A 19,333-nucleotide genomic window follows, 5' to 3' on the forward strand; every position below is an offset into this window, starting at 1 on the left:
CGGAGACTTTCGCCTCAATATCCAGACCTACAAAGCTTATCTAAAACCCCGTAAATCCTTCTGTTTCTGTGCCTTCAAGCCGGCGCCTCAGTGGCCCGCCCCGTTGGCGTGGAGCGGGTTATAGGCGTACCAGCCCCACCCGTCAACACGCAAATCTCAAAAAAACCAAACTATCTGCGAAAAACTAAAATTCGAACAAAAACAACTCCTCATATATCATTCCAAACACCCCTCAACACACCCCAAAAACCCCACAAACAAGCCAAAAACAACACAAACCAAATTCAAAAATTAACAAAACCAAAATTTGCACAGAGGGGGATATCCAACCTTGTTCAGGGTTACACACACCCCGCCTGAGGCCATTTCCGGCCCGATCCGCACCAGAACCGCCATTTCCGCTCTCTGATACTTCAGCGAGTCGTTTTCCGCCTCACCATCAGGCCCACCAACAACCACACAGCATGCCCACAAACGAGCCCACCAGCACCCGCAGTCATCAGCCCATAAACATAGTCTGCGTTCTTTTGCGTTTTTCGCCGTTATTTCGGTGTGAGCTGCGCTGCTATGTGGCCCGGCCCGCCAATCCAGCACCTCCCCGGCACCAAACCAACACCGTCACCACCCCGCATCAACGCCACCTCACCCCCAAACCACCACTCTGGCATATAGCAAAGGCATCCCCCCGCTATCCCCGCGCGGCAAAGCAGCGGCAAACACCGCTTATCCCCGCCCCGCCAGATCCGGCAGCCAGCCAGCGCCGCAACACAAACAGCAACGGCAATCCGAAATCACCGATCCGGCAGATCCACCGTCAGCGTCTCACCGCCATATCCATGAACGCTGTCTCTGGCGCGAATGACAACGCGGTCCATCCCCGCCGGAACCTGCACCCCGCTCAGCGAGCGCGTAAACGGCTGCTCATTCACATGCGGATGGGCCAGCGTGCGCACCGCCAGCACTTTGCCATCTTCAGAAAGCACTTCCCAAGCATCGGCGTAGTGATCCCACCCTTCATCCCCGTGGCGCACGGTGACATCAAACCGATAGGTGCCGTCAGCCTGCGGCGTCACCTTTGCGGCAACCACACTGGCATCACCCGCCATAGCTTGAGTGGCCAGCATCGCGACAAAAACACCTGAGAGTAAAGCACGCATCAAAATCTCCATCTGTTCAGCATCTCCCAAAGCCGTAACCGGCCAGAACGACGCCTACCAAAAATGAAACCGGCCCGGCAGAACAGCAGGCCGCTTATAAGTGAAGGTGAGGCTATCGCCCCCCTGCCACACTGCAAGCCACGAAACTTCAAAAAGTCTTGAGCGCCACCGCACCCGGCAAGCCCATAATCAGTCATGTATATAGATGGGCGAGCGCGGCACGCAGAGGAACACCACCAGATTGGCAAGCACGCCAATCACCAGTCCGGGCAGATCAAACGGTGAATTCAGACCGCTCTGCCAAACCACAGTGGCCACAACACCGGTGAGCGCTCCGGCCAGAAACGCAGCCGTCCCACGGCGAATGCCGTAGATCGCCGCAACCAGCGGAACCAGCACAATCGGCGCCCAATAATTGTAGGCGTAAATCAGAATATCCAGAATGCTCTCTATAGAGACGGCAAACACAATAGAAAGCAGCCCCACAACCAGCGTCACCAGCTTGGCAACAAACAGCAGGTTCTCTTCGCGCATCTCTTTACGCTGCAAAGGCCGCCAAACATCATTCACAAACGCAATACTGGCCGAGTTGAGATAGGAGTCGGCAGAAGACATCACAATCGCAATCACACCAGAAAACACCAGGCCCTTCAGCACCGGTGGCATAACACTCACAATCACAAAGGACATGGCATTGTTAGGGTTCAGATCCGGGTCCAGCGCCAGCGCCACCAACCCAATGGCACCGGTGATCGCGAAAAACAGAAAAGAGAACAACCCGGAATAAAGCGTACCCCGCGCCGCAGCGCTCGCCGTCTTCCCTGCCAGCAACCGCTGCATATAAGGAGGCACAAGTGTCTCCCCAAACATGAAGACAAGAATAAGCCCGATCAGCCCCATCCAGCCAAAGTCCGGCCCGGGCAGAGCAAGATGATCCGGCGGCACCGCTGCAAACAGCGCATCAACACCGCCAATCTGATAAATGCCAAAGCCCAGAACCAGCGGCATCCCAATCGCCAGAATAACGAACTGCACCACATCGGTGTAAACCACCGCCCGCATACCGCCCAGCGTCGTATAAAGAATAACGATACCGCAGCCGATCCCGATCCCCCAGAACCGGTCCAGCCCAAAAAACACATTGAAGATGACGCCAATCGCGCCAACCTGCGCACCCACGATGCCGCAACACAGCATCAAACCGCAAACGCCCGTGGTTATTCTGGCCAGCTTGCCATAGGCCTGGCCCATAACATCACCAACCGAAACCGCATCGGGAAAAGCCTTCATCTTGGGCGCAATCAGCGTGGCAACGGCGATTTCTTTGCAGCTGAAGCCCCACAGCGCCACAATGTTGGCAACGCCATAAAGAAACACCTTCTCTGCATTGCCGGTAGAAAAGCCCCCACCAATAAAGGAGGCAGACATGGTGGCGAAGATAACAAGAGACCCAAACTCCCGCCCCGCCGTCGCATAATCCTTCAGCCCCCGCTGTATCCGGCCACCCCAAAGCCCCACCACAAGTATGCCAACCAAATAGCCAGCCACGATAATCATATCGATCATCAGCAGGGGTTCCTTTTAGACGACACAGGAGCAATCGCGCCCACGTCTAACAGGAAGACATTACATGAGAGTGAGACAGACCATTAAAAGGCGGGGTTTGGGGGAGGCTACTTTTTCTCTTTGGATGCATAAGTACCGCAAGCTTCAGCCCTCTGGCGTGCACTCACCACAAATGTGATTTTTCTCATGATTTCACATTCCCAAAAAGTCACTCCTGAAATCGACAGGTTTCTCAGTCCCCCCGTTTAGTGCACTAATTCAATCGCATAGCAGGAGTATGTCGCAAGATTTTTGATTATCTAGAGCGCGCTCCGCAAGCCTTAGGACGAAAGATGCTCCGCAAAATTCTAAATCGGATAATCAAAGGCAAAAAAGCGTTTCCTTCACGTCCAACATCTATTCCTGTCGAGTTTGATCCAGATTTGCCGCTGGGTGTGGCCGTGAGAAAGTTCATTCTCGAGGATATGCCTCCAACCCCACAGCCTCGTTTCTCGGATGCTGAATTACGAGAAATTATTGCTGAGACTGAGGAACCTGCGATCGGGATGGCGCGGATGTTTCCACCAGCCCCAGCCAAACCAGCAACCTCTTTTATGGGCGGGCTACCTAAACTTCCGGAAGATGTACCTTGGCCAGTAGCTCCAGAGACAAACAAGCCTCGTGCCTTTCTTGCGCAGATCGATTGTGCATCTTTGCCCCGCTCACAGTTTAAACCTTGGTTACCAGAAAGTGGAACAATTTGGATATTCGCGGGTCCCGAGCTGGACGTTTATTTCGACTATTTCGAGGGGGTGAAGGACACTAGTGAAAGCCACGTAATCTACCGTGATATTGACGCCAGCTCCCTTGCTGAACGCCAGCCCCCAAACGGCCCGCCATGGTGGGAGGGACCGTGGGGAGAAACAAAAGGTTACCCTCATTTCGGCCTTTTAGAACGCAGTAAATCAGAAGAACTCTTTCCAACAGTACGTAGCCGATGGCCTTTGGAGTTCGCTCTCATCAAGAGCTATCGGAATGACTGGAACCATAGTGCTTCCATTTATGATAGTGCTGAAACAAAAAAACCTGATTTATCGAGCCAATCCAATCTACCAAAATTGAAACGTATAACCTTTACAAGCGGTGAGTGGAGACCTTTAGCTCACAGTTATGGCCAACTGCTTGGAGAAGCTTGGATTGAAGCATTTGGAATTAACGAGGCAAAAACAAATCCTTGGCATCGCTCACGTCCGTGGCAAGGTCGCGCAGAGGGCCCTCTTACTTGGCTCGCCCTTCGAAGGTTTTGCGTAATACTGCGGCGAGAACTGCATGTTCAACTGTACCGCGAAGAGACAACGGCTGATATGGCCACCGCTATAGGCAGAGCCATTAAGATTCTCTCATTTTGGCTTGCGGAAGCTGACAACCACCCAACCCTGGGAGTTATGACAGAAGATCGTCGCGATGATTTTTTAATGACTCTGCAATCAATGGACGATGCGAGTGATCAAGTTTGGGATCTAAGGCAAATCTCACTAGCCCGTAGACTAAACAACTCTATACATACATCTGTGAGAGAGCAGATATGGCATCCCGACTGTGGTCCTGATGGGTTTGATCCAATAGCAATGGCCTATGAAAGCTTGTGGCACAGGCCATTCTCTCGTCTTTCGGCATACAACGATAATCTCGACGAACCACAAGATACGTTCGATTACTTTGCCATTCCCCACCGTCTCATGGGAGCGCCTACAACAATTAGCGTCAACAATGAGCCACCACCAGAAGGTTATGTTTTGCTAATAGAGTTTTGTAATGACACAGGTATGGATTTGAACATTGGAGATCGAAACTTAATCTTTTGGATCCGGCCGCAAGATTTAGCTAAACGCGACTTTTCACAAGTTCTGGTCACCACCGGTAATGGCTATTTGCATCTCAAAAAGTTCAAGCTCTAGGAACTGCAAAGCCCATTAATAACTTGCGCAGTTAGACTATTCGAGGTTTCATTTCCGAGCGAAATCACTTGATCCGTCTTATAGTCTTTCACATCCCAGCTCATGCAGCTACCGGGGCCGTCTCCACATCATACCTGTTCGCCCCCTTGGTCCCCGCTGCAAAACCGGCGTTCAGCATGCCAAAGATAGCCAATAAAACAATCAGAATACTGACAATGAGTGGGGCTTCATACTCTGGGTTTTGATTGAAAAAGCGGAGGTAGGTTGTAGGAATGAAGAAGTAAGGAACATACCACCAGCCAGACTTGCCAATATCGTGTAAGCGCCTGACCAACAACGAGAGCTGGACGTAGTAGAAGGCCGCAAACAACAGAGCCACGAGCGAAAACTTAACAGCGTCAGAACCAACTTCGAGCGGATGGACCACATACAACAGAGTAGACAAAAGCAAACCAGTCCATGACAAACTCAGCAACCAGAACTTCGCTCTGCCCAACCTGCCTTTAAACCCAAGATAAAACATCCCACCACCGCATTGCTCATGTGCGTTTGAGTTGACATTGCAACTCTAGAGTTCCCCAACCCATCGCACTATTCCAAAATATCGAGCGTGCAGATAGCAAACCTGCTCCCCACACAACACCGATCGCAAGTGGTAAAACCCAACCGCCAGCAACTGCTGTGAAGCGCCAGTACACCAAGCCCAACACTGAGAAATACGACCGCGACATCAGCTCATCCCTCAGTTGTATTACTGTTAAATATATCACATAAGATGTAGGGTAGAGACATTCAGGAGACAGGGGTGGGGCCGGTGAGCGAGGTCATTCAGGGAGAAACTATTTCTCGTCTTCCGAGGAACTCGTTTTCTCTGGAGTCCATCAGGCAAAAAGACAGGTTCGCTGTCTGGCGGGAAAGTCTGGCCTGCCTGTGCGAGGCAGAGCTTCACAGCGGCGATGATCAGCTCGACTTCTTCGGCGAAGTCAAATCCGTCCTGTTCGGCTCCATCATGCTCTCGCAAGTCACCGCACAGGCCCACATCGCCAACCGCACCAACGCCGCCATGGCCAAAGACGGCGTGGATCACTACCTGCTGATGGTTCATGATGAAGGCGAGGCCGAGTTCTATGCAGGCGACAGAAGCGTCACTCTGGGCAAGGGCGACACCATCTTTCTGGATTTCTCGCAGGAAGGCGGCTCTTTCTCACGCAGCTACAGCAACCGCTCCATCCTCATCGCCCGCGAACAGCTCGCCCCTCTGCTGCAAGGCCCGGACGACTGTAACCTGAAAACCCTGCCCGCAGCCCATCCGCTGAACCAGATCCTGCGCGAGCACATCTCGTCCATCAGCGCCCAAAGCAACAAACTGGATATGCAGCAAGCTCAGCAAGTGGTGCCCGCAACCATGGGCCTGATCGCTGCCTGCCTGAACGGCGTCCCCCATGACAGCGAGGCTGGCCGCGATGGCGTCAATCTGGCCCTGATGACCAGAGCCCGCCGCATCATAGAAGCCAACCTCACCAACCCCAGCCTCTCGCCGGACCTTCTCACCGGCGCGGTCAACGTCTCGCGCAGCAAACTCTACGAGCTGTTTTTGCCTTATGGCGGTGTCAGCAAGTACATCCGCGACAGACGCATGAAAGCCGTGCTGCGCGCCTTGATGGACCCGCGCAACACCCACAGAGCAACCTATCAGGTGGCTTTGGATTTCGGCTTTACCAATGAGAGCAGCTTCAGCCGCATGTTCAAACACAACTTCGGCTTCTCCCCCCGCGACGTCCGCACCCGCCTGAACGACATCGCCGCCGCCACACGCGCTCAGAGCCAGCAGGGCCGCCAATACGAAGACTGGATCCTGAACCTGAGCTAATCAGTAAAACGGCAGGAACACCGGAATAAGCAAAGTCGCAATCGCCAGTGCCATGATCTGCAACGGCACCCCAATCACTACGTAATCCTTGAAGCGATAGTTCCCCGGCCCCATGACCAGCGTGTTGATCGGCGAGGCCACCGGCGTACAGAACGCAGTAGACGCCGCAATCGCCACACTCATCAAAAACGGCTCCGGCTGCACACCCATGATCGAGGCCACCTCAAACGCCACCGGCGCAATCAGCACCGCTGTCGCCGTGTTCGACGTAAACTGGCTGAAAACAGAGGTCAGCAAAAACAGCGACATCAGCATGATGTAAGGCGAGCTGTCCCCATAAAGCGCGATGATCTGATCCACGATCAGCAGCAGCCCGCCCGTCTTCTCCAGCGCCGTCGCCATGGGGATCATCCCCGCAATCAGCACCAGACTGGGCCAGTTTATGGAAGAGTACGCCCGGTTGACGGACACACAGCCAGCACACACCATGGCAGTCGCCGCCAGAACCACCGCCGTCACACTCGGCACCACGCGGAAGATGATGAGCACAAGCATCAGCATCAAAATGCCCAGCGCAACCGGCGCCAACCGGCGACGCGGCAGGTAGTTCTTGATCTCTTCAGGAAACGCCAATAACAAAAAGTTCTCACGCGCAGTCTGCAGCTTGCCGATGTTTTCCCAATCCCCAACCACAAGCAACTGATCTCCAAACTTCAGCTCGATATTCCCGAAGTTCCCATGCAGCGCCTCTCCTTTGCGGATAAGCCCCACAACACTCAGGCTGTGGTTGGTCCGGAACCCCGCACCGCTGATCTTGCGGCCAATCAGCTTGGAATCCGGCGCAACAATCAAATCAGCCATGCCCAGCTCACGAGCGGAAAGGTGATGCCCCTCCTCTCCCATCGGCAACAGCTGCAGCCCAATGCAGGCAAACACATCCGCACTAATCGGCTCCTGCATCACGCCAAACACAATGTCTCCTGCCTTGAAGGCCCGGTTTGTCTGCGTGGAGGTTACCTTCAGTCGCTTGGTCGTGGAGGAGGTATATTCCAGCCCGAACAGCGTCAGCCCAATCCGGCGGCGCAGCTTCGCACTCACAACAGTCTGGCCAACCAGCTCAGATTCCTCACTCACCCGCAGGCGAACGATCTTGTCTTCAATATCATAGGCTTCCAGAAACCCCTGCAGCGTCCGCCGCCCCTGCTCCGTCGCGCTTTGAGGCCGCTGCTGACCGCGCAAGAACAGCCGCCCATACACCAGCATATAGATCACCGCCACAATCAGGATCACCAGCCCGATCGGCGTAAAGATGAAGAAGTTGAACGGCTCCATCCCGGCATTTTGCAGCTGCGCATTGGCAATCAGGTTTGGCGGCGTACCAATCAGGGTCAGCATCCCGCCAATCAACGCGCCATAAGCCAGCGGCATCAGCAATCGGGAGGGAGAAAGGTTGGAGCGGCTCGCAAGCCGGATCGCCACGGGAATAAAGATCGCCCCTGCCCCGGTCACACTCATGACAGAAGCAAGCGCCGCAACCGTCAGCATCAGCAGCACGATCAGCTTCCATTCCTGATCGCCAGCGACCTGCACAATCTTGTCGCCAACTGCGTAGGAGATCCCCGTCTGCGCCAGCGCTTCACCCACGATAAACAGCCCAGCAATCAGAATAACCACCGTCGACCCAAATCCTGAGAGCATCTCAGAAGGCGTCAGAATACCGGAAAGCCCAAGGGCCAGCATGACCATGATCGCAACAAGATCCAGCCTCAGCTTGTCGGTGACAAACAGAATGACAGCTGCAAAAAGTACGAAGAAGGTGAAGAGCATTTCCCAAGACATAGTCTTAGCGTCCTTCAAGAAGTAAATCAGTGTGGTCTACTGGCAATTGTCATGCGATGTATAAGAGGCATACGCGACAATTCCTAATAAGACAGGAAGCCTTACAAAGCCTCGCTTAGTTTATCGTGAGATATAAGTAAACGTTTTGCTGCCAAACCGCGTATTTGTGACTGTGGATATATTATAGGGCATTACACCTATACTTTATTCAATTTTGCTAAAGAGCCAGAAACGCGCTTGGTAAGCTGCCAGCCTGACCGAAACAGCCGCAAATTTGGCGGAAATTGAATGTTTCACACATCAGCCAGATACCCTAGTGTAGTGACCATACGGCGTCTTGCTCCAGACGCCAGACATCCACATTGGGGAATGTCATGTCATCACTGCTCTCATTCGCTCCGGAATTATGGCTGGCAAATGGGCCGGTCATCACAGCTGCTCTTGGATTTCATTATTCAACCCGCATGGCGGTCATCCGCTTGCAGGATGGCGAGCTATTCATCTGGTCTCCCATCGCTTTGACGGAAGATTTGAAAGGCGAGATTGATGCCCTCGGCTCCGTTCGCCACATCATCGCCCCCAATCACCTGCACGACAGCTTCCTCACGGAATGGGCGCAGGCCTATCCAGAAGCCAAACTCCATGCAGCTCCCGGCCTGGCAGAAAAGCGACCAGACCTCTCTTTTGCTTCAACCTTAAGCGATGAAGCCCCGGCAGGTTGGCAGAGGGAGATTGAGCAGTCCATGGTCGGAGGCAACTCCATCACCACTGAGGTGGTGTTCTTTCACAAAGCCAGTGGAACCACTCTGTTCACGGACCTTCTGCAGCAGTTTCCAAAAGGATGGTTCAAAGGTTGGCGCGCCCTCATCGCGCGGCTGGACCTGATGACAGAACCCACCCCAAGCGTCCCCCGCAAATTCCGCGTTGCCTTTCGGGATAAGGCAACCGCCCGCGAAGCACTTAGAAAAGTGCTCAACTGGCCTTCAAAAGCTGTCGTGATCGCCCATGGCAATCCAGTAACTTCAGATGGTGCCGCCTATCTAAACCGCGCATTCCGCTGGTTGAAGGTCAGCCAGATTACTCAGAGCTGATCTGCAGACGGTTTAATGCCAAGGAAGCGCCAGAAACCGTCAGGCCGTCATAACCGGAGGCATCTGCGTCTGTCTGTGTCTCTTCCTGCATCGCTGGGACATGCTGGATTTCCAGTACTGTGTAGGGGCGCTGATAGGTCCAGCAGCGGTTCTCAACAGCGGTGAGATTAGCGCTAGGAGACTGCTCAGAAGTGAAGGCGTAGAAGTAGAGCGTAAAGCCATACAGCTCGACGGGCTGGACGGAAAGCGGTGTCATGCCTCCGTTGAGGAGGTCTGGTTCAACTGCGGAGATATCTGCACAGCGTAAGGTCACCAGTGAGATGTGTGGGCCGCCGCCCAGCAAGGTCTGATCATGCTCTTTCTCAGGGCGCTCGCCTTGGAAGTGATGATCAATCAGCTCGATGGTGAACCCTTCCGGGTCGGTGAACTTGGCAAGGTACCCCACATCCCGAAACTGCTGTGGCTCTGTCACCGGCACGCCTTGTGCCCGCAACTGGGCGCAAGCCAGCTCGATGTTGGGCACTGAGATTGCAATCTTCCAGTAAAGATCGGTGGGCTGAGGACGGTATACTCCGCCCACCTCCTCAAACCGGAGCGCAACTTGCTCTGGCGTATAGCCAATGCGCCCATCACCCTGATCAGACATGCCCAGAACATCGCAGTAAAACCGCTTCAGCGCTGCCGCATCACGAACACGCAAACGAAGAGTATCAAGCTTTGCCATGGGAAGTGTCCTTGTTTCAGGGTGTTGGGCTTCTGTTTCTTTATTGCGCGATTTCGAAGTGGTCCTCACGCAGAAGCGCACGGCCATCCGGCTGCAGAACCCAATGCTCATTGGTGATGATGCCATGGGCGTTGTTCATCTTCCAGTTTGCTGCCACACGCGCAGAACTCTGGTCTAGAACAGTGGTGACAGTATCGCTGTAAACCACATCATCAAAACCCTTTGAGATGATATCGGTCCAGAATGCTTCAATCTGTGCGCGGCCTTTAAAGGTGCCAAATGGCTTCACCACCATCACAGCATCTTCTTCATAAAGAGCAGCAGCAGCTTTTGCGTCACCAGCATTGAACGCATCACGCCAGGCACGGCTTGCAGTGGCGACAGCAGTGCTGAGCTTGTATTCCCCTTCTGCCAGTTTACCAGCTTCATCAGCCAGAGCCTGTCCGCTCAATCCAACTGCGACGGTTGCAGCAAGAGCGATAGATTTAAGGAAGGTCATCACGTGGTCTCCATGTCGATGCGATGTTGATGAACTTCTTTTGGTTCATTTTCATTGTTTGAAAAACAGACTAATCTGGAAATCACTATTCACATTTGGAGAACAGTAATGCTCTCGGCCCTTCCGCTCTCATTCGTCACCGTTGTCGAAACCGGCTCCATCACCCGGGCATCGGAGGAGCTGAACATCGCCAAATCGGCAGTCAGCCAAAACCTGAAACGACTGGAAGAGCAACTGGATGTGAAACTCGCCATCCGCACCACACGCCATCTGTCGCTGACACCAGCTGGAGAGCGATACTACCAGCGCTGTAAGGAAATTCTGGCACTCTCCCAACAGGCGGAAACAGAGATGGAAAGCTTCGGCGCCACACCATCCGGCCCGCTCACCCTCACAGCCCCGCACGCGCTCATCGCACCTGTTGTTGCGCCTGCACTTGCCAGCGTGACGCAAAAGTTCCCAACACTACAGCCCTCCGTGATTGCGGAGGACAAGCGGTTGAACCTGATCTCTGAAGGCATCGATGTTGCCATCAGCGTAGGCCAGTTGCCCGACAGCACCCTTCAGGCTCGCCGCATTGGCACACTGCACGATATCCTGTGCGCTGCGCCGGATCTGCTGGCGAAAGCACCGGAAGCAGACACCCCTGCTTATTGGGAGTGGGTGCAGTCTCTGCCCTACATCGCCCATACAAGAGAGCCAGCGGTGGTGAAACACCAACTACCAACCCAGCAGAATGGTAAGCCTGTTGACCTCAGCTTCCGCTCCACGGTCAAAGCCAACACCATTGAGGCCATCGCAGCCTTTGCCCGTAACGGCCTTGGCATCGCACTTCTACCGGACATCGGCATTGCGAAGGATCTCAAGTCCGGCTGCCTGATGCCACTTGCGGGTCTGGCGGATCCCGCACCAACCCCAATCTATGCGGTGCACACCTACGACAACCTGCCCCCCAAGTCCGTTCAGGAAACCATCAGCTCAGTTCAGCAGGCACTCACAAACGCCTTGCACTAAGCCCTCGGGCAACACCTCTAAAACCGAAGAACCAACATACATTGGTTCAAACATCCGTGAGCTATGCTGATCAGCACAATTGCGTAGCTCACCTCCCCCTATTGTTTTTGCAGGAACAACGCCGTGGACGGCGGCAATCAATGCTCCTGAGCAAACACCCTCAGGAAAACACAGGGCGGAAACAATGGTCAGTCACAACGAAGTCTCAAAGCTCATCACGGAAGTCAGCGATCTGCTCGTGGACGCGTCAACCTTTGCAGATCCAAACCGAGACAGCTGGCTCTTCCAGTTCACAACGGGTCTGGATGTGATCGCCACCCTTGAAGAAGACAGACACGCCCTTGCCATCAGCGCAGAACTCGCGCCACTCCCAGAAGCCAATCCAGCCGAGCTGCTGGCATATCTTCTCAAGGTCAATCAGTCATGGGCTGGCACTGGCAGCCTGCGCTTTGCCATGCTGGCAGACACCGACAAAACCCTCACCCTGCTCTGGGACATCCCAGTCAATGGGCTGGATCGCCGTGATCTCTTCACCGCCCTCACCGAGTTCGCCCAGCGCGCACAAGGCTGGAGTGAGCTTCTGAAATCCGGCCAGATCACCATGCAGGACCTGCCGACAGAACTGCCTGAAAACTCCCTGAAAGTTTGACCCCCACATACACAGAGAGCTCCCCATGACCATCACAGACACCACATCCACTGCACCAGTCATCACGCCAGCCAGCATTCCTTCTCAGGCAGAGACGACAGGTACCCAGGCATCCTCCTCCACCAATCCAACCCTGCAGGCACACCAGCAAAAGACAGTTGAAACCCAGAGCGTGGTGAAAGATCAACTCGCGACCACTCAGGGCAACTCCGGTGCGGACAAAGCGCTGTATGACCTCATCTGCGTGGGCCGAGGAACCTCCGCCGCCGCTTACCTCACCAGCCTCAAGCGCTGTGATTGCTCCATCGTGGCCGACAGCGCCAACCAGCAAAACGTGCTGGTCGTGGGCAAGGATGATCCTTGGGCAGGTGCGCGCGGTTATGAAAAAGGCCACTACACCCAGTGCATCAACCAGGCGCAGCAGCTGGTAAACCCGGGCGATGATCCGATCGCTTCCTCCTGCCTTGATCCGGTAGATCGCAAAGCATGGTCCGAGCTCAACGCCCAGCGCATCAATCAGGTGTCCGGCGGCAACATCCTTGATGCGGAAGTGCGCCAGATCAGCCGCGACAGCGAAACCGGCCTTTACAAAGTCAAGACCGACGCAAACAGCGAACCTCTTCTGGCCAAAAAGGTCGTCCTCGCGACCGGTGCTGGTATTGAGCGCTCTGACTACGAATACCACCACGTGCCGCAGGAAGTCTCTGACTTCAGAAAATCAGGCCACCCGAATGCGGCCAACTGTCTGGATCTGGACCAGTTCCAGCGCTTTGAGGCTGGCACCCGTGACCTGACCGGAAAAGTCGTCGCCGTTATGGGCCCGAACGCGGGCACCGATGCCATCATGGAACTGGCAACCCGCGGCGTTGATAAAGAAAACATCTTCTGGATGATGAAGCCAAGCCAGAAGCCAGGCGTCGCCTTGACATGGGATGTACGTTCCGTTGGCATCGACTCCACCTTCACTGCACCGGAAGCTGGCAAGGACCGCTCAGACGGCGGCACCGTGTTCCGCTATCAGAACATCAACAGTGTCTCCGCAGGTGAAAACCGCCCACTGACCATCAGCACCGATGGCGGAAACTTTGAGGCCGATTTCCTCGTCTACGCCGTCGGCCAGCGCGGCGGTGGCACCAGCAGAGCGGAAGTGGTTGATGGGGCGGCCAAGCAAGTACCTATTCTGGAAAAAGAACTGGCCTCCCAGCTGCAGCCAGTCTACGACGTCAACCAGCGCTTCAGTGACCTGTCCTCCGGCGGTGCATGGCAGCACGTGGTTGGTCTGGAAGTAGCAGGCACCACGAAAACAGAAGGTCTGGAAGTGGTGGGCGCAGCCGCCATGCAGTCCAGCCGCGGCGTGCAGCACAACTACCTCGATGCCGACCTCACCGAGCAGCTGAGCAACACTCTGGAAAGCACCCCTCAGTTCCGCGAGTTGGCAACACAGCACTTCCCGGCCCTGCTGGACAACAAACCTTTCGAGCAACTGCTGAAGCCAAACTCCGGCCTGCAACAACCGGGCGACTATGACAGCCAGAAGGCTGCCTTGCTGTCCGCGCTCAAAGCCAATGACGCCAACCAGTCCTTAAGCGACGTCAACGAGCTGCTGCACACCTTCGACCTGCGCACCAAGGCAGCAAACGATCTGACCGCCGGTGCAAAACCGGTTCGCGTATCTGAACTGCTGGCTCAGGGCCTGAGCCGCACACAGCCAGCAACCGTGGCTGATCCTCGTCTGATCGGCGGTGCCCAGCTGAACATTGCAGCGCAGACTGAGAGCTTCAAACCACAGCAGATCACCACACCGGGTGGTATCAACTTCAACGAAGACCAGCAGACCATCGCGCTCTACGTTGCACAGAACTATCCGGATATCCCGGCAGACAAGGCCAACGACTTCGTCGCTCAGGTGATCGCCCAGCGTACCGATGGCAACCACCTGCGTGGCTTCACTCCGGAAGAACGCGCAGACTTCGAAGCCCAGCTGCAGGCCCTCTCAGCCTGACCTGATGTTGGATCAACTTCGGACAACCAACCGAAGTTGATCCAGCCGCTGCCTGCCTCATAGAGCACCACGCAGCTAGTCCAGCTCTCAATCAAGCCAGAATACTCAATAGCGCCTACCCGCTACTGAGCTGATTTATTGTGCATTTTTCAGGAGGGAACCTAAATGCCAGTAACATCCGCAACTTCGACACCTCAGGTGCCGGAAAGCCTTCATCCGACCACAACAACGCCAGCAGCTGCAAAGGCAGATGCCAAGCTTCCTTCTTACAGCGAAAGGCATCTCAACAACCTTGGCATCACCGTCAAGTACAACAGCGACCTTGCAAATCAAAAGTCAGAAAACGCCTTAAAGGCGGTCTCTATACACCGCGTGGTCAACAACGAAGTCGCTGTAACAACGAATGCGCTTCACAACATTGTACCGCCCGGCAGCGATGTGGTTATCACGCGCACCGCGCCCCATATTTCTCCGGCCTCTCCCTCCCAAACCACCGAGGGAACCCATCGCAGTGTAGCGAAATCCGATGTGCCATTGTCCAGCATCCCGCAGAGCGCATTTTCTGTCATCGACGGAGCCTGGCATGATGCCCATACAATTAACATTGTCGCCCCCGGCAATGTTTTCGGTGCATCAGGTTGTCTTTCCTGCTCGGAGGTTTTGCTTGAAATTCCGATGGTTACGGAGCTGTCACCGGCATTTGAGGATGTGACCCGCGCATTCGGCGTAAAAGTGTTCGGAGAAGGTGAAACCGCCCCGGTCAAGTTCGACAAATGTGATCTGAACGTCGTCGAATACAAAATCACGCCCGCAAACCATCAATACTCCTTGCAGGAGGCCAATGGTTTCTTCGTGGAAAGACATGAGTTCCCTCATATCTTTATGCCGTCTTCAGATCAGGACGAGATCATCATTACTGTCGGCAAGCAGGTCTCTGAAAACCAGTTCGCCATGGCAAACATCAAGGTCCCCGAAGGCAAAGCCATCATGCTGCCAGGAGACACGATCCACACAGACAGCCTGTCTCGAGGTAACATCGTCATCATGCTCACGGAATGTGTGGGCGCAGATACTGTCTTAATGCATGACAAAGACAGTCAGCCGATCACATTGCGAGTGGACAGCTCAGAACGCATCGGCCTCGCCGAGTGGCACGTCTAGCCACCCAAAAAACAAAAGCGCAGCCTTTCACCGCAAGAGGCTGCGCCCGCAATGCTAATTAGCCTTGTGCGATAACTTGATAATGACTTTGAGAATATCGGAGAGAACCTGGAGCAAAAAACTGGGAATGAAGGTCACCAAAGTGAAGAAGCATGCGTACCATGAAACGTCATAGGTGAACTTAGAGACTTCAATATAGTCGTCAAAACTGGCTAAGAAGTATTTCCCGTTGCATACGACGCCATTAAAAGCTTCACCACCCAAAAAGATTGTGAGCCCGATCGTCAAAATAAAGTCGGAAAGGATACTACACTGATCCTTCGAGCCATTTGACCGGTAACTTCAGCAACCCTCTGTTTCAATCTACCAGCTCCCCCACTCGCTCACAGCAAGATAGCAGCGGGCATGCCGCATTGCTATCTCACAAGTGGCCTGCTCTACTACGCTATCCTTCGTAACTGCCTTTATCCGGAAAGTGCTTCACACCTTCGGCAGCCAGCTGGAAGCCAGTCATGTAGGGGTCGCGGTCGTCGAGGAAGAGGGTGTTGTAACCGGTCTTGCGGGCCCAGCCTTCGATGGTTGGGATGATGCCATCATGCCCACCCACGTTCGCAGCTTCCTTCACACCACCAACGAACACAGAACCGATGATGGATTCATGGCGCATGGTGTCGCCAACCTTCAGCTCCCCCTTGGCGTAAAGGTGTGCAAGGCGGGCAGAAGTGCCAGTGCCACACGGGCTGCGGTCCAAAGCTTTGTCGCCATAAAACACCGCATTGCGCCGATCAGCAGCATCAGAGGTTGGCTTACCCGTCCACTGAATATGGCTGATACCGTGAATACGCTCGTCCTCTGCATGGGTCACAGAGTACTTCTCATTCAACGCAGCACGCAGACGCGGGCTCCAGTCCAGCAGTTGTGAAACGCTCACATTCTCAAGGCCAGGGAAGTTCTGCTGTTCCTCAACAATGGCGTAGAAGTTTCCGCCATAGGCCACATCCACGCTGATCTCCCCCACCCCCGGCAGATCAACGGTCATCCCCGTCTCTGCCAGATAGCTCGGCACGTTGGTCAGGCGAACACTCTCAACGTACCCGTCCTTCTCAAAATACTCAGCAACCACCAATCCGGCTGGCGTATCCAAGTATACCTTTCCCGGCTCGCGAGGCTCAATCAGCCCTTCTTCCAAAGCCATGGTGATGGTGCCGATGGTGCCGTGCCCGCACATGGGCAAGCAACCGGATGTCTCAATAAACAGCACAGCCACATCACAGTCAGGCCGTGTCGGAGGAAAAAGCATGGAACCGGACATCATGTCATGCCCACGCGGCTCAAACATCAAGCCTGTACGGATCCAGTCATAACGTTTGAGAAAGTCCGCCCGCCGCTCCAGCATATCATTGCCGCGCAAAGCCGGAGCACCGCCCGCAACCAGTCGCACAGGGTTGCCGCAGGTATGCCCATCAACACAGAAAAAACTCTTGGAGACCAAGATCCCCTCCCCTCATTCCATGGCATCTCAGCAAGATGCCAACGGCCAACCGATGGAGCCCTCTAATCTCCCCGGAAGGACCAGTTTAAAATCGTTGAGCACTGTAAAGTGTGCAATCTATTTTTGGTGTTTCACCGCAAATCAAGTCACTGACCAGTTCAGCCGTAATTGCTGCCTGAGTAAGGCCATGGTGACCATGTCCAAACGCATATGTCACGCGTTCGCTGTGTTTCGAATGTCCAATAACCGGCAGAGTATCCGGCATGGAAGGCCGATGCCCCATCCAGCGAATGCCATTGTCACGGTTCAATCCCGGTAGAAGACGAGACGCCTTTTCAGCCATCGCATCCGCACGCTTCCAGTTGGCATCCAGCTCAAGGCCGCCAAACTCAACCGCACCGCCAACGCGCAAACCGTGAGAAAGCTGCGTTACCGCAAAGCCAAGCCCCGGCACCATAACCGCATGTTTCAGAGACACATTGGGATCAGAGAACGTGGTGTTGTAACCGCGCTCTGTCTCAAGCGGCACCTTGTCTCCCAACTGAGCCACCAGCGTCTTGGACCACGCACCACAAGCAATCACCACATGATCGCTGAGGATCTGCTCCTCACCCTCCACATGCAGAACGATATGATCTCCTTGCGGCTGAATATGAGAGACAGAGTTCTTCAGGATCTTGCCACCGTTGCGCTCAAACGCTTCCGCAAGGCTCAGGCATAGAGCATGCGGATCATCAACAGTCATCCATCCAGGAACTAACGCGCCACCAACAACGCTACCGGCAAAGTCAGGCTCAAGTTCCCGGATCTCATCCCCGTTAAGTTCCTGCACTTCAATGCCGTGTTCCCGTTGCTCCTGCCATTCACTGCGGACGCCCTCAATCTGGCTCTGCTCGGTATAAACCTCAAGACAGCCCTTCAGGAACACATGATGCCGCGTGCCAGACGCCTGCCACAGCCGCTCCCACGCCGGAAGAGACGCTTTGTTGATGGCCGCTTTGCCAAGAACGCTGTTTTTCAGTTTGTCAGGAAAAGACGCCCGCGAGAACCGCAGCATCCATGGCAGAATTTTAAGTGCATATGCCGGGCGCACAGCCAGCGGTCCCAGTGGGTCAAGCAACCAACCGGGTATCTTCCGCCAAATTCCTTTAGAAGCCAAAGGCGCAACATCAGTCCATGCAATGCCAGCCGCGTTCCCACGGCTGGCCATTTCACCCGGACCATTGCGGTCAATCAGAGCAACCTTATGGCCTTCTTGCTGAAGGCGCAGGGCTGTTGCCAATCCAACAACCCCGGCTCCGATTACATGGATGTGTCGCATAGCTCTTTAAGCTCCGGCAGTTCCGGGCGGCATGCAATAGCATCTTCCACCACCTTGATGACGCGTGCACGCTCAGCACCGGACAATGCCAGACGCGGCGCACGGACACGGTCATTAGAACCGATCGCAACCATCTCTGCCAACTTGATATTTTGGACTAGATTGGTGGAGACATCCAGATCGAGAAGCGGACGGAACCAGCGGTAAATCTCAAGCGCTTCCTGATAGCGACCAGCCTTCGTCAGCTGATAAATCGCAACAGTTTCGCGCGGGAACGCCACAACAAGGCCAGCAACCCAGCCATCAACGCCCATCATCAGGCTTTCAAGCGCAAGGTTGTCTACACCAGTCAGCACCTTGAAGCGGTCACCAAAGCGGTTGATCACTTCAGTCGCGCGGCGAATGTCGTCGGTGGATTCTTTCATCGCAACGATAAGCGGCTCATCTGCCAGCTCAGCAAACATGTCCAGAGTAACATCAACGCCGTAAGCAACTGGGTTGTTGTAGACCATGACCGGAATGCCGCCAGCTTTGGCAACAGCTTTAATGTGAGCCACAGTCTCATGCGGTGCAGAACGGTATGGAACGCCCGGCAGAACCATCAGGCCATTGGCCCCAGCAGCGGCTGCATCTGCTGCAGCTTTTTCCGCGCGGCGGGTGGAGCTTTCGCACACAGTCATGATGACGTGCTTGGAACCACATACCTTCTTGGCAATCTTGAGAATTTCGATTTTCTCTTCTGGCTCCAGCGCCATCGCTTCACCAAGAGAACCGCATACAATGATGCCGTCGCAGCCCGCATCCATCTGCAGCTGGAAGCAACGCTCCATCTCTACAAAATCAAGCTCATCGTTCTCTGTAAATTTAGTTGTGACAGCCGGGTAAACACCAGTCCACATTTTGATCATCCTCACCTGTGATATATTACAGGCAATATGACCCCCAAACCCTCAAAGGTCAATACTGTGATATATCTGAAAGCAAATTAATCCAGAACCACAGTGGAAAAGC

16 protein-coding genes are annotated in these 19,333 nt (G+C 54.5%); 7 read left to right on the plus strand and 9 right to left on the minus strand.

Features of this window, described 5'->3' with window-relative positions:
- Positions 1 to 791 precede the first annotated feature (791 nt).
- Together AC3CB2_RS20395 and AC3CB2_RS20400 are read right to left on the minus strand one after the other, a co-directional pair.
- Entirely contained in the window at positions 792 to 1,157 is a 366-nt protein-coding gene (locus AC3CB2_RS20395) for a hypothetical protein (RefSeq protein ID WP_086003626.1), read from the minus strand.
- A 189-nt stretch (positions 1,158 to 1,346) separates the two neighbouring features.
- Entirely contained in the window at positions 1,347 to 2,723 is a 1,377-nt protein-coding gene (locus tag AC3CB2_RS20400; protein ID WP_352936045.1) for a sodium:solute symporter family protein, read from the minus strand.
- Between the two features lie 332 nt (positions 2,724 to 3,055).
- Here AC3CB2_RS20400 and AC3CB2_RS20405 point away from each other — a divergent pair, with 332 nt between their 5' ends.
- Positions 3,056 to 4,660: a DUF1963 domain-containing protein gene (locus AC3CB2_RS20405; protein WP_352936047.1), complete on the plus strand. Its 1,605-nt coding sequence runs from the start codon at positions 3,056 to 3,058 to the stop codon at positions 4,658 to 4,660.
- 100 nt (positions 4,661 to 4,760) lie between these two features.
- Here the strand turns inward: AC3CB2_RS20405 and AC3CB2_RS20410 are convergent, their stop codons facing one another.
- Positions 4,761 to 5,183 carry a DUF805 domain-containing protein gene (locus tag AC3CB2_RS20410; protein WP_352936049.1) on the minus strand — a complete coding sequence of 141 codons (423 nt, stop codon included), beginning with the start codon at positions 5,181 to 5,183 and terminating at the stop codon, positions 4,761 to 4,763.
- Positions 5,184 to 5,474: 291 nt separating this feature from the next.
- On the opposite strand from AC3CB2_RS20410, the gene AC3CB2_RS20415 reads away from it, so the two are divergent.
- Positions 5,475 to 6,530 (plus strand): helix-turn-helix domain-containing protein, encoded by a 1,056-nt coding sequence (locus AC3CB2_RS20415; protein ID WP_352936051.1) that lies wholly within the window; start codon positions 5,475 to 5,477, stop codon positions 6,528 to 6,530.
- Here the strand turns inward: AC3CB2_RS20415 and AC3CB2_RS20420 are convergent, their stop codons facing one another.
- Positions 6,531 to 8,369, minus strand: a complete 1,839-nt coding sequence (locus tag AC3CB2_RS20420) for an SLC13 family permease (RefSeq protein WP_352936053.1) — start codon at positions 8,367 to 8,369, stop codon at positions 6,531 to 6,533.
- A gap of 374 nt (positions 8,370 to 8,743) precedes the next feature.
- Between AC3CB2_RS20420 and AC3CB2_RS20425 the strand changes: the two genes are divergently transcribed.
- Positions 8,744 to 9,460: a DUF4336 domain-containing protein gene (locus AC3CB2_RS20425; RefSeq protein WP_352936055.1), complete on the plus strand. Its 717-nt coding sequence runs from the start codon at positions 8,744 to 8,746 to the stop codon at positions 9,458 to 9,460.
- Here the strand turns inward: AC3CB2_RS20425 and AC3CB2_RS20430 are convergent.
- On the minus strand, positions 9,447 to 10,184 hold the full coding sequence (locus AC3CB2_RS20430) for a VOC family protein (RefSeq protein WP_352936056.1): 738 nt from the start codon (positions 10,182 to 10,184) through the stop codon (positions 9,447 to 9,449). The two genes, AC3CB2_RS20425 and AC3CB2_RS20430, sit on opposite strands and share 14 nt — an antisense overlap.
- Before the next feature lie 40 nt (positions 10,185 to 10,224).
- Positions 10,225 to 10,683, minus strand: a complete 459-nt coding sequence (locus AC3CB2_RS20435) for an SgcJ/EcaC family oxidoreductase (protein ID WP_193384380.1) — start codon at positions 10,681 to 10,683, stop codon at positions 10,225 to 10,227.
- Positions 10,684 to 10,791: 108 nt separating this feature from the next.
- On the opposite strand from AC3CB2_RS20435, the gene AC3CB2_RS20440 reads away from it, so the two are divergent.
- The 4 genes from AC3CB2_RS20440 (at position 10,792) to AC3CB2_RS20455 (ending at position 15,509) form a co-directional block, all read left to right on the plus strand.
- Complete coding sequence (locus AC3CB2_RS20440; RefSeq protein WP_352936058.1) at positions 10,792 to 11,697, plus strand: LysR family transcriptional regulator; 906 nt, start codon at positions 10,792 to 10,794, stop codon at positions 11,695 to 11,697.
- A gap of 184 nt (positions 11,698 to 11,881) precedes the next feature.
- A complete protein-coding gene (locus AC3CB2_RS20445) occupies positions 11,882 to 12,346 on the plus strand; it encodes a type III secretion system chaperone (RefSeq protein WP_352936060.1) in 465 nt (154 codons plus the stop codon).
- Between the two features lie 25 nt (positions 12,347 to 12,371).
- Positions 12,372 to 14,348 (plus strand): type III effector, encoded by a 1,977-nt coding sequence (locus AC3CB2_RS20450; protein ID WP_352936062.1) that lies wholly within the window; start codon positions 12,372 to 12,374, stop codon positions 14,346 to 14,348.
- A gap of 165 nt (positions 14,349 to 14,513) precedes the next feature.
- Entirely contained in the window at positions 14,514 to 15,509 is a 996-nt protein-coding gene (locus AC3CB2_RS20455; RefSeq protein ID WP_352936064.1) for a hypothetical protein, read from the plus strand.
- Positions 15,510 to 15,954: 445 nt separating this feature from the next.
- On the opposite strand, the gene AC3CB2_RS20460 is transcribed toward AC3CB2_RS20455, so the two are convergent.
- The 3 genes from AC3CB2_RS20460 to AC3CB2_RS20470 form a co-directional block, all read right to left on the minus strand.
- Positions 15,955 to 17,001, minus strand: a complete 1,047-nt coding sequence (locus AC3CB2_RS20460; RefSeq protein ID WP_352936066.1) for a 4-hydroxyproline epimerase — start codon at positions 16,999 to 17,001, stop codon at positions 15,955 to 15,957.
- An 85-nt stretch (positions 17,002 to 17,086) separates the two neighbouring features.
- Complete coding sequence (locus tag AC3CB2_RS20465; protein ID WP_352936068.1) at positions 17,087 to 18,322, minus strand: NAD(P)/FAD-dependent oxidoreductase; 1,236 nt, start codon at positions 18,320 to 18,322, stop codon at positions 17,087 to 17,089.
- Positions 18,304 to 19,221, minus strand: a complete 918-nt coding sequence (locus AC3CB2_RS20470; RefSeq protein WP_352936070.1) for a dihydrodipicolinate synthase family protein — start codon at positions 19,219 to 19,221, stop codon at positions 18,304 to 18,306. The genes AC3CB2_RS20465 and AC3CB2_RS20470 overlap by 19 nt, the downstream gene beginning before the upstream one ends.
- Positions 19,222 to 19,333: the final 112 nt, after the last annotated feature.

It is taken from the genome of Pseudovibrio sp. SCP20 (assembly GCF_057774105.1).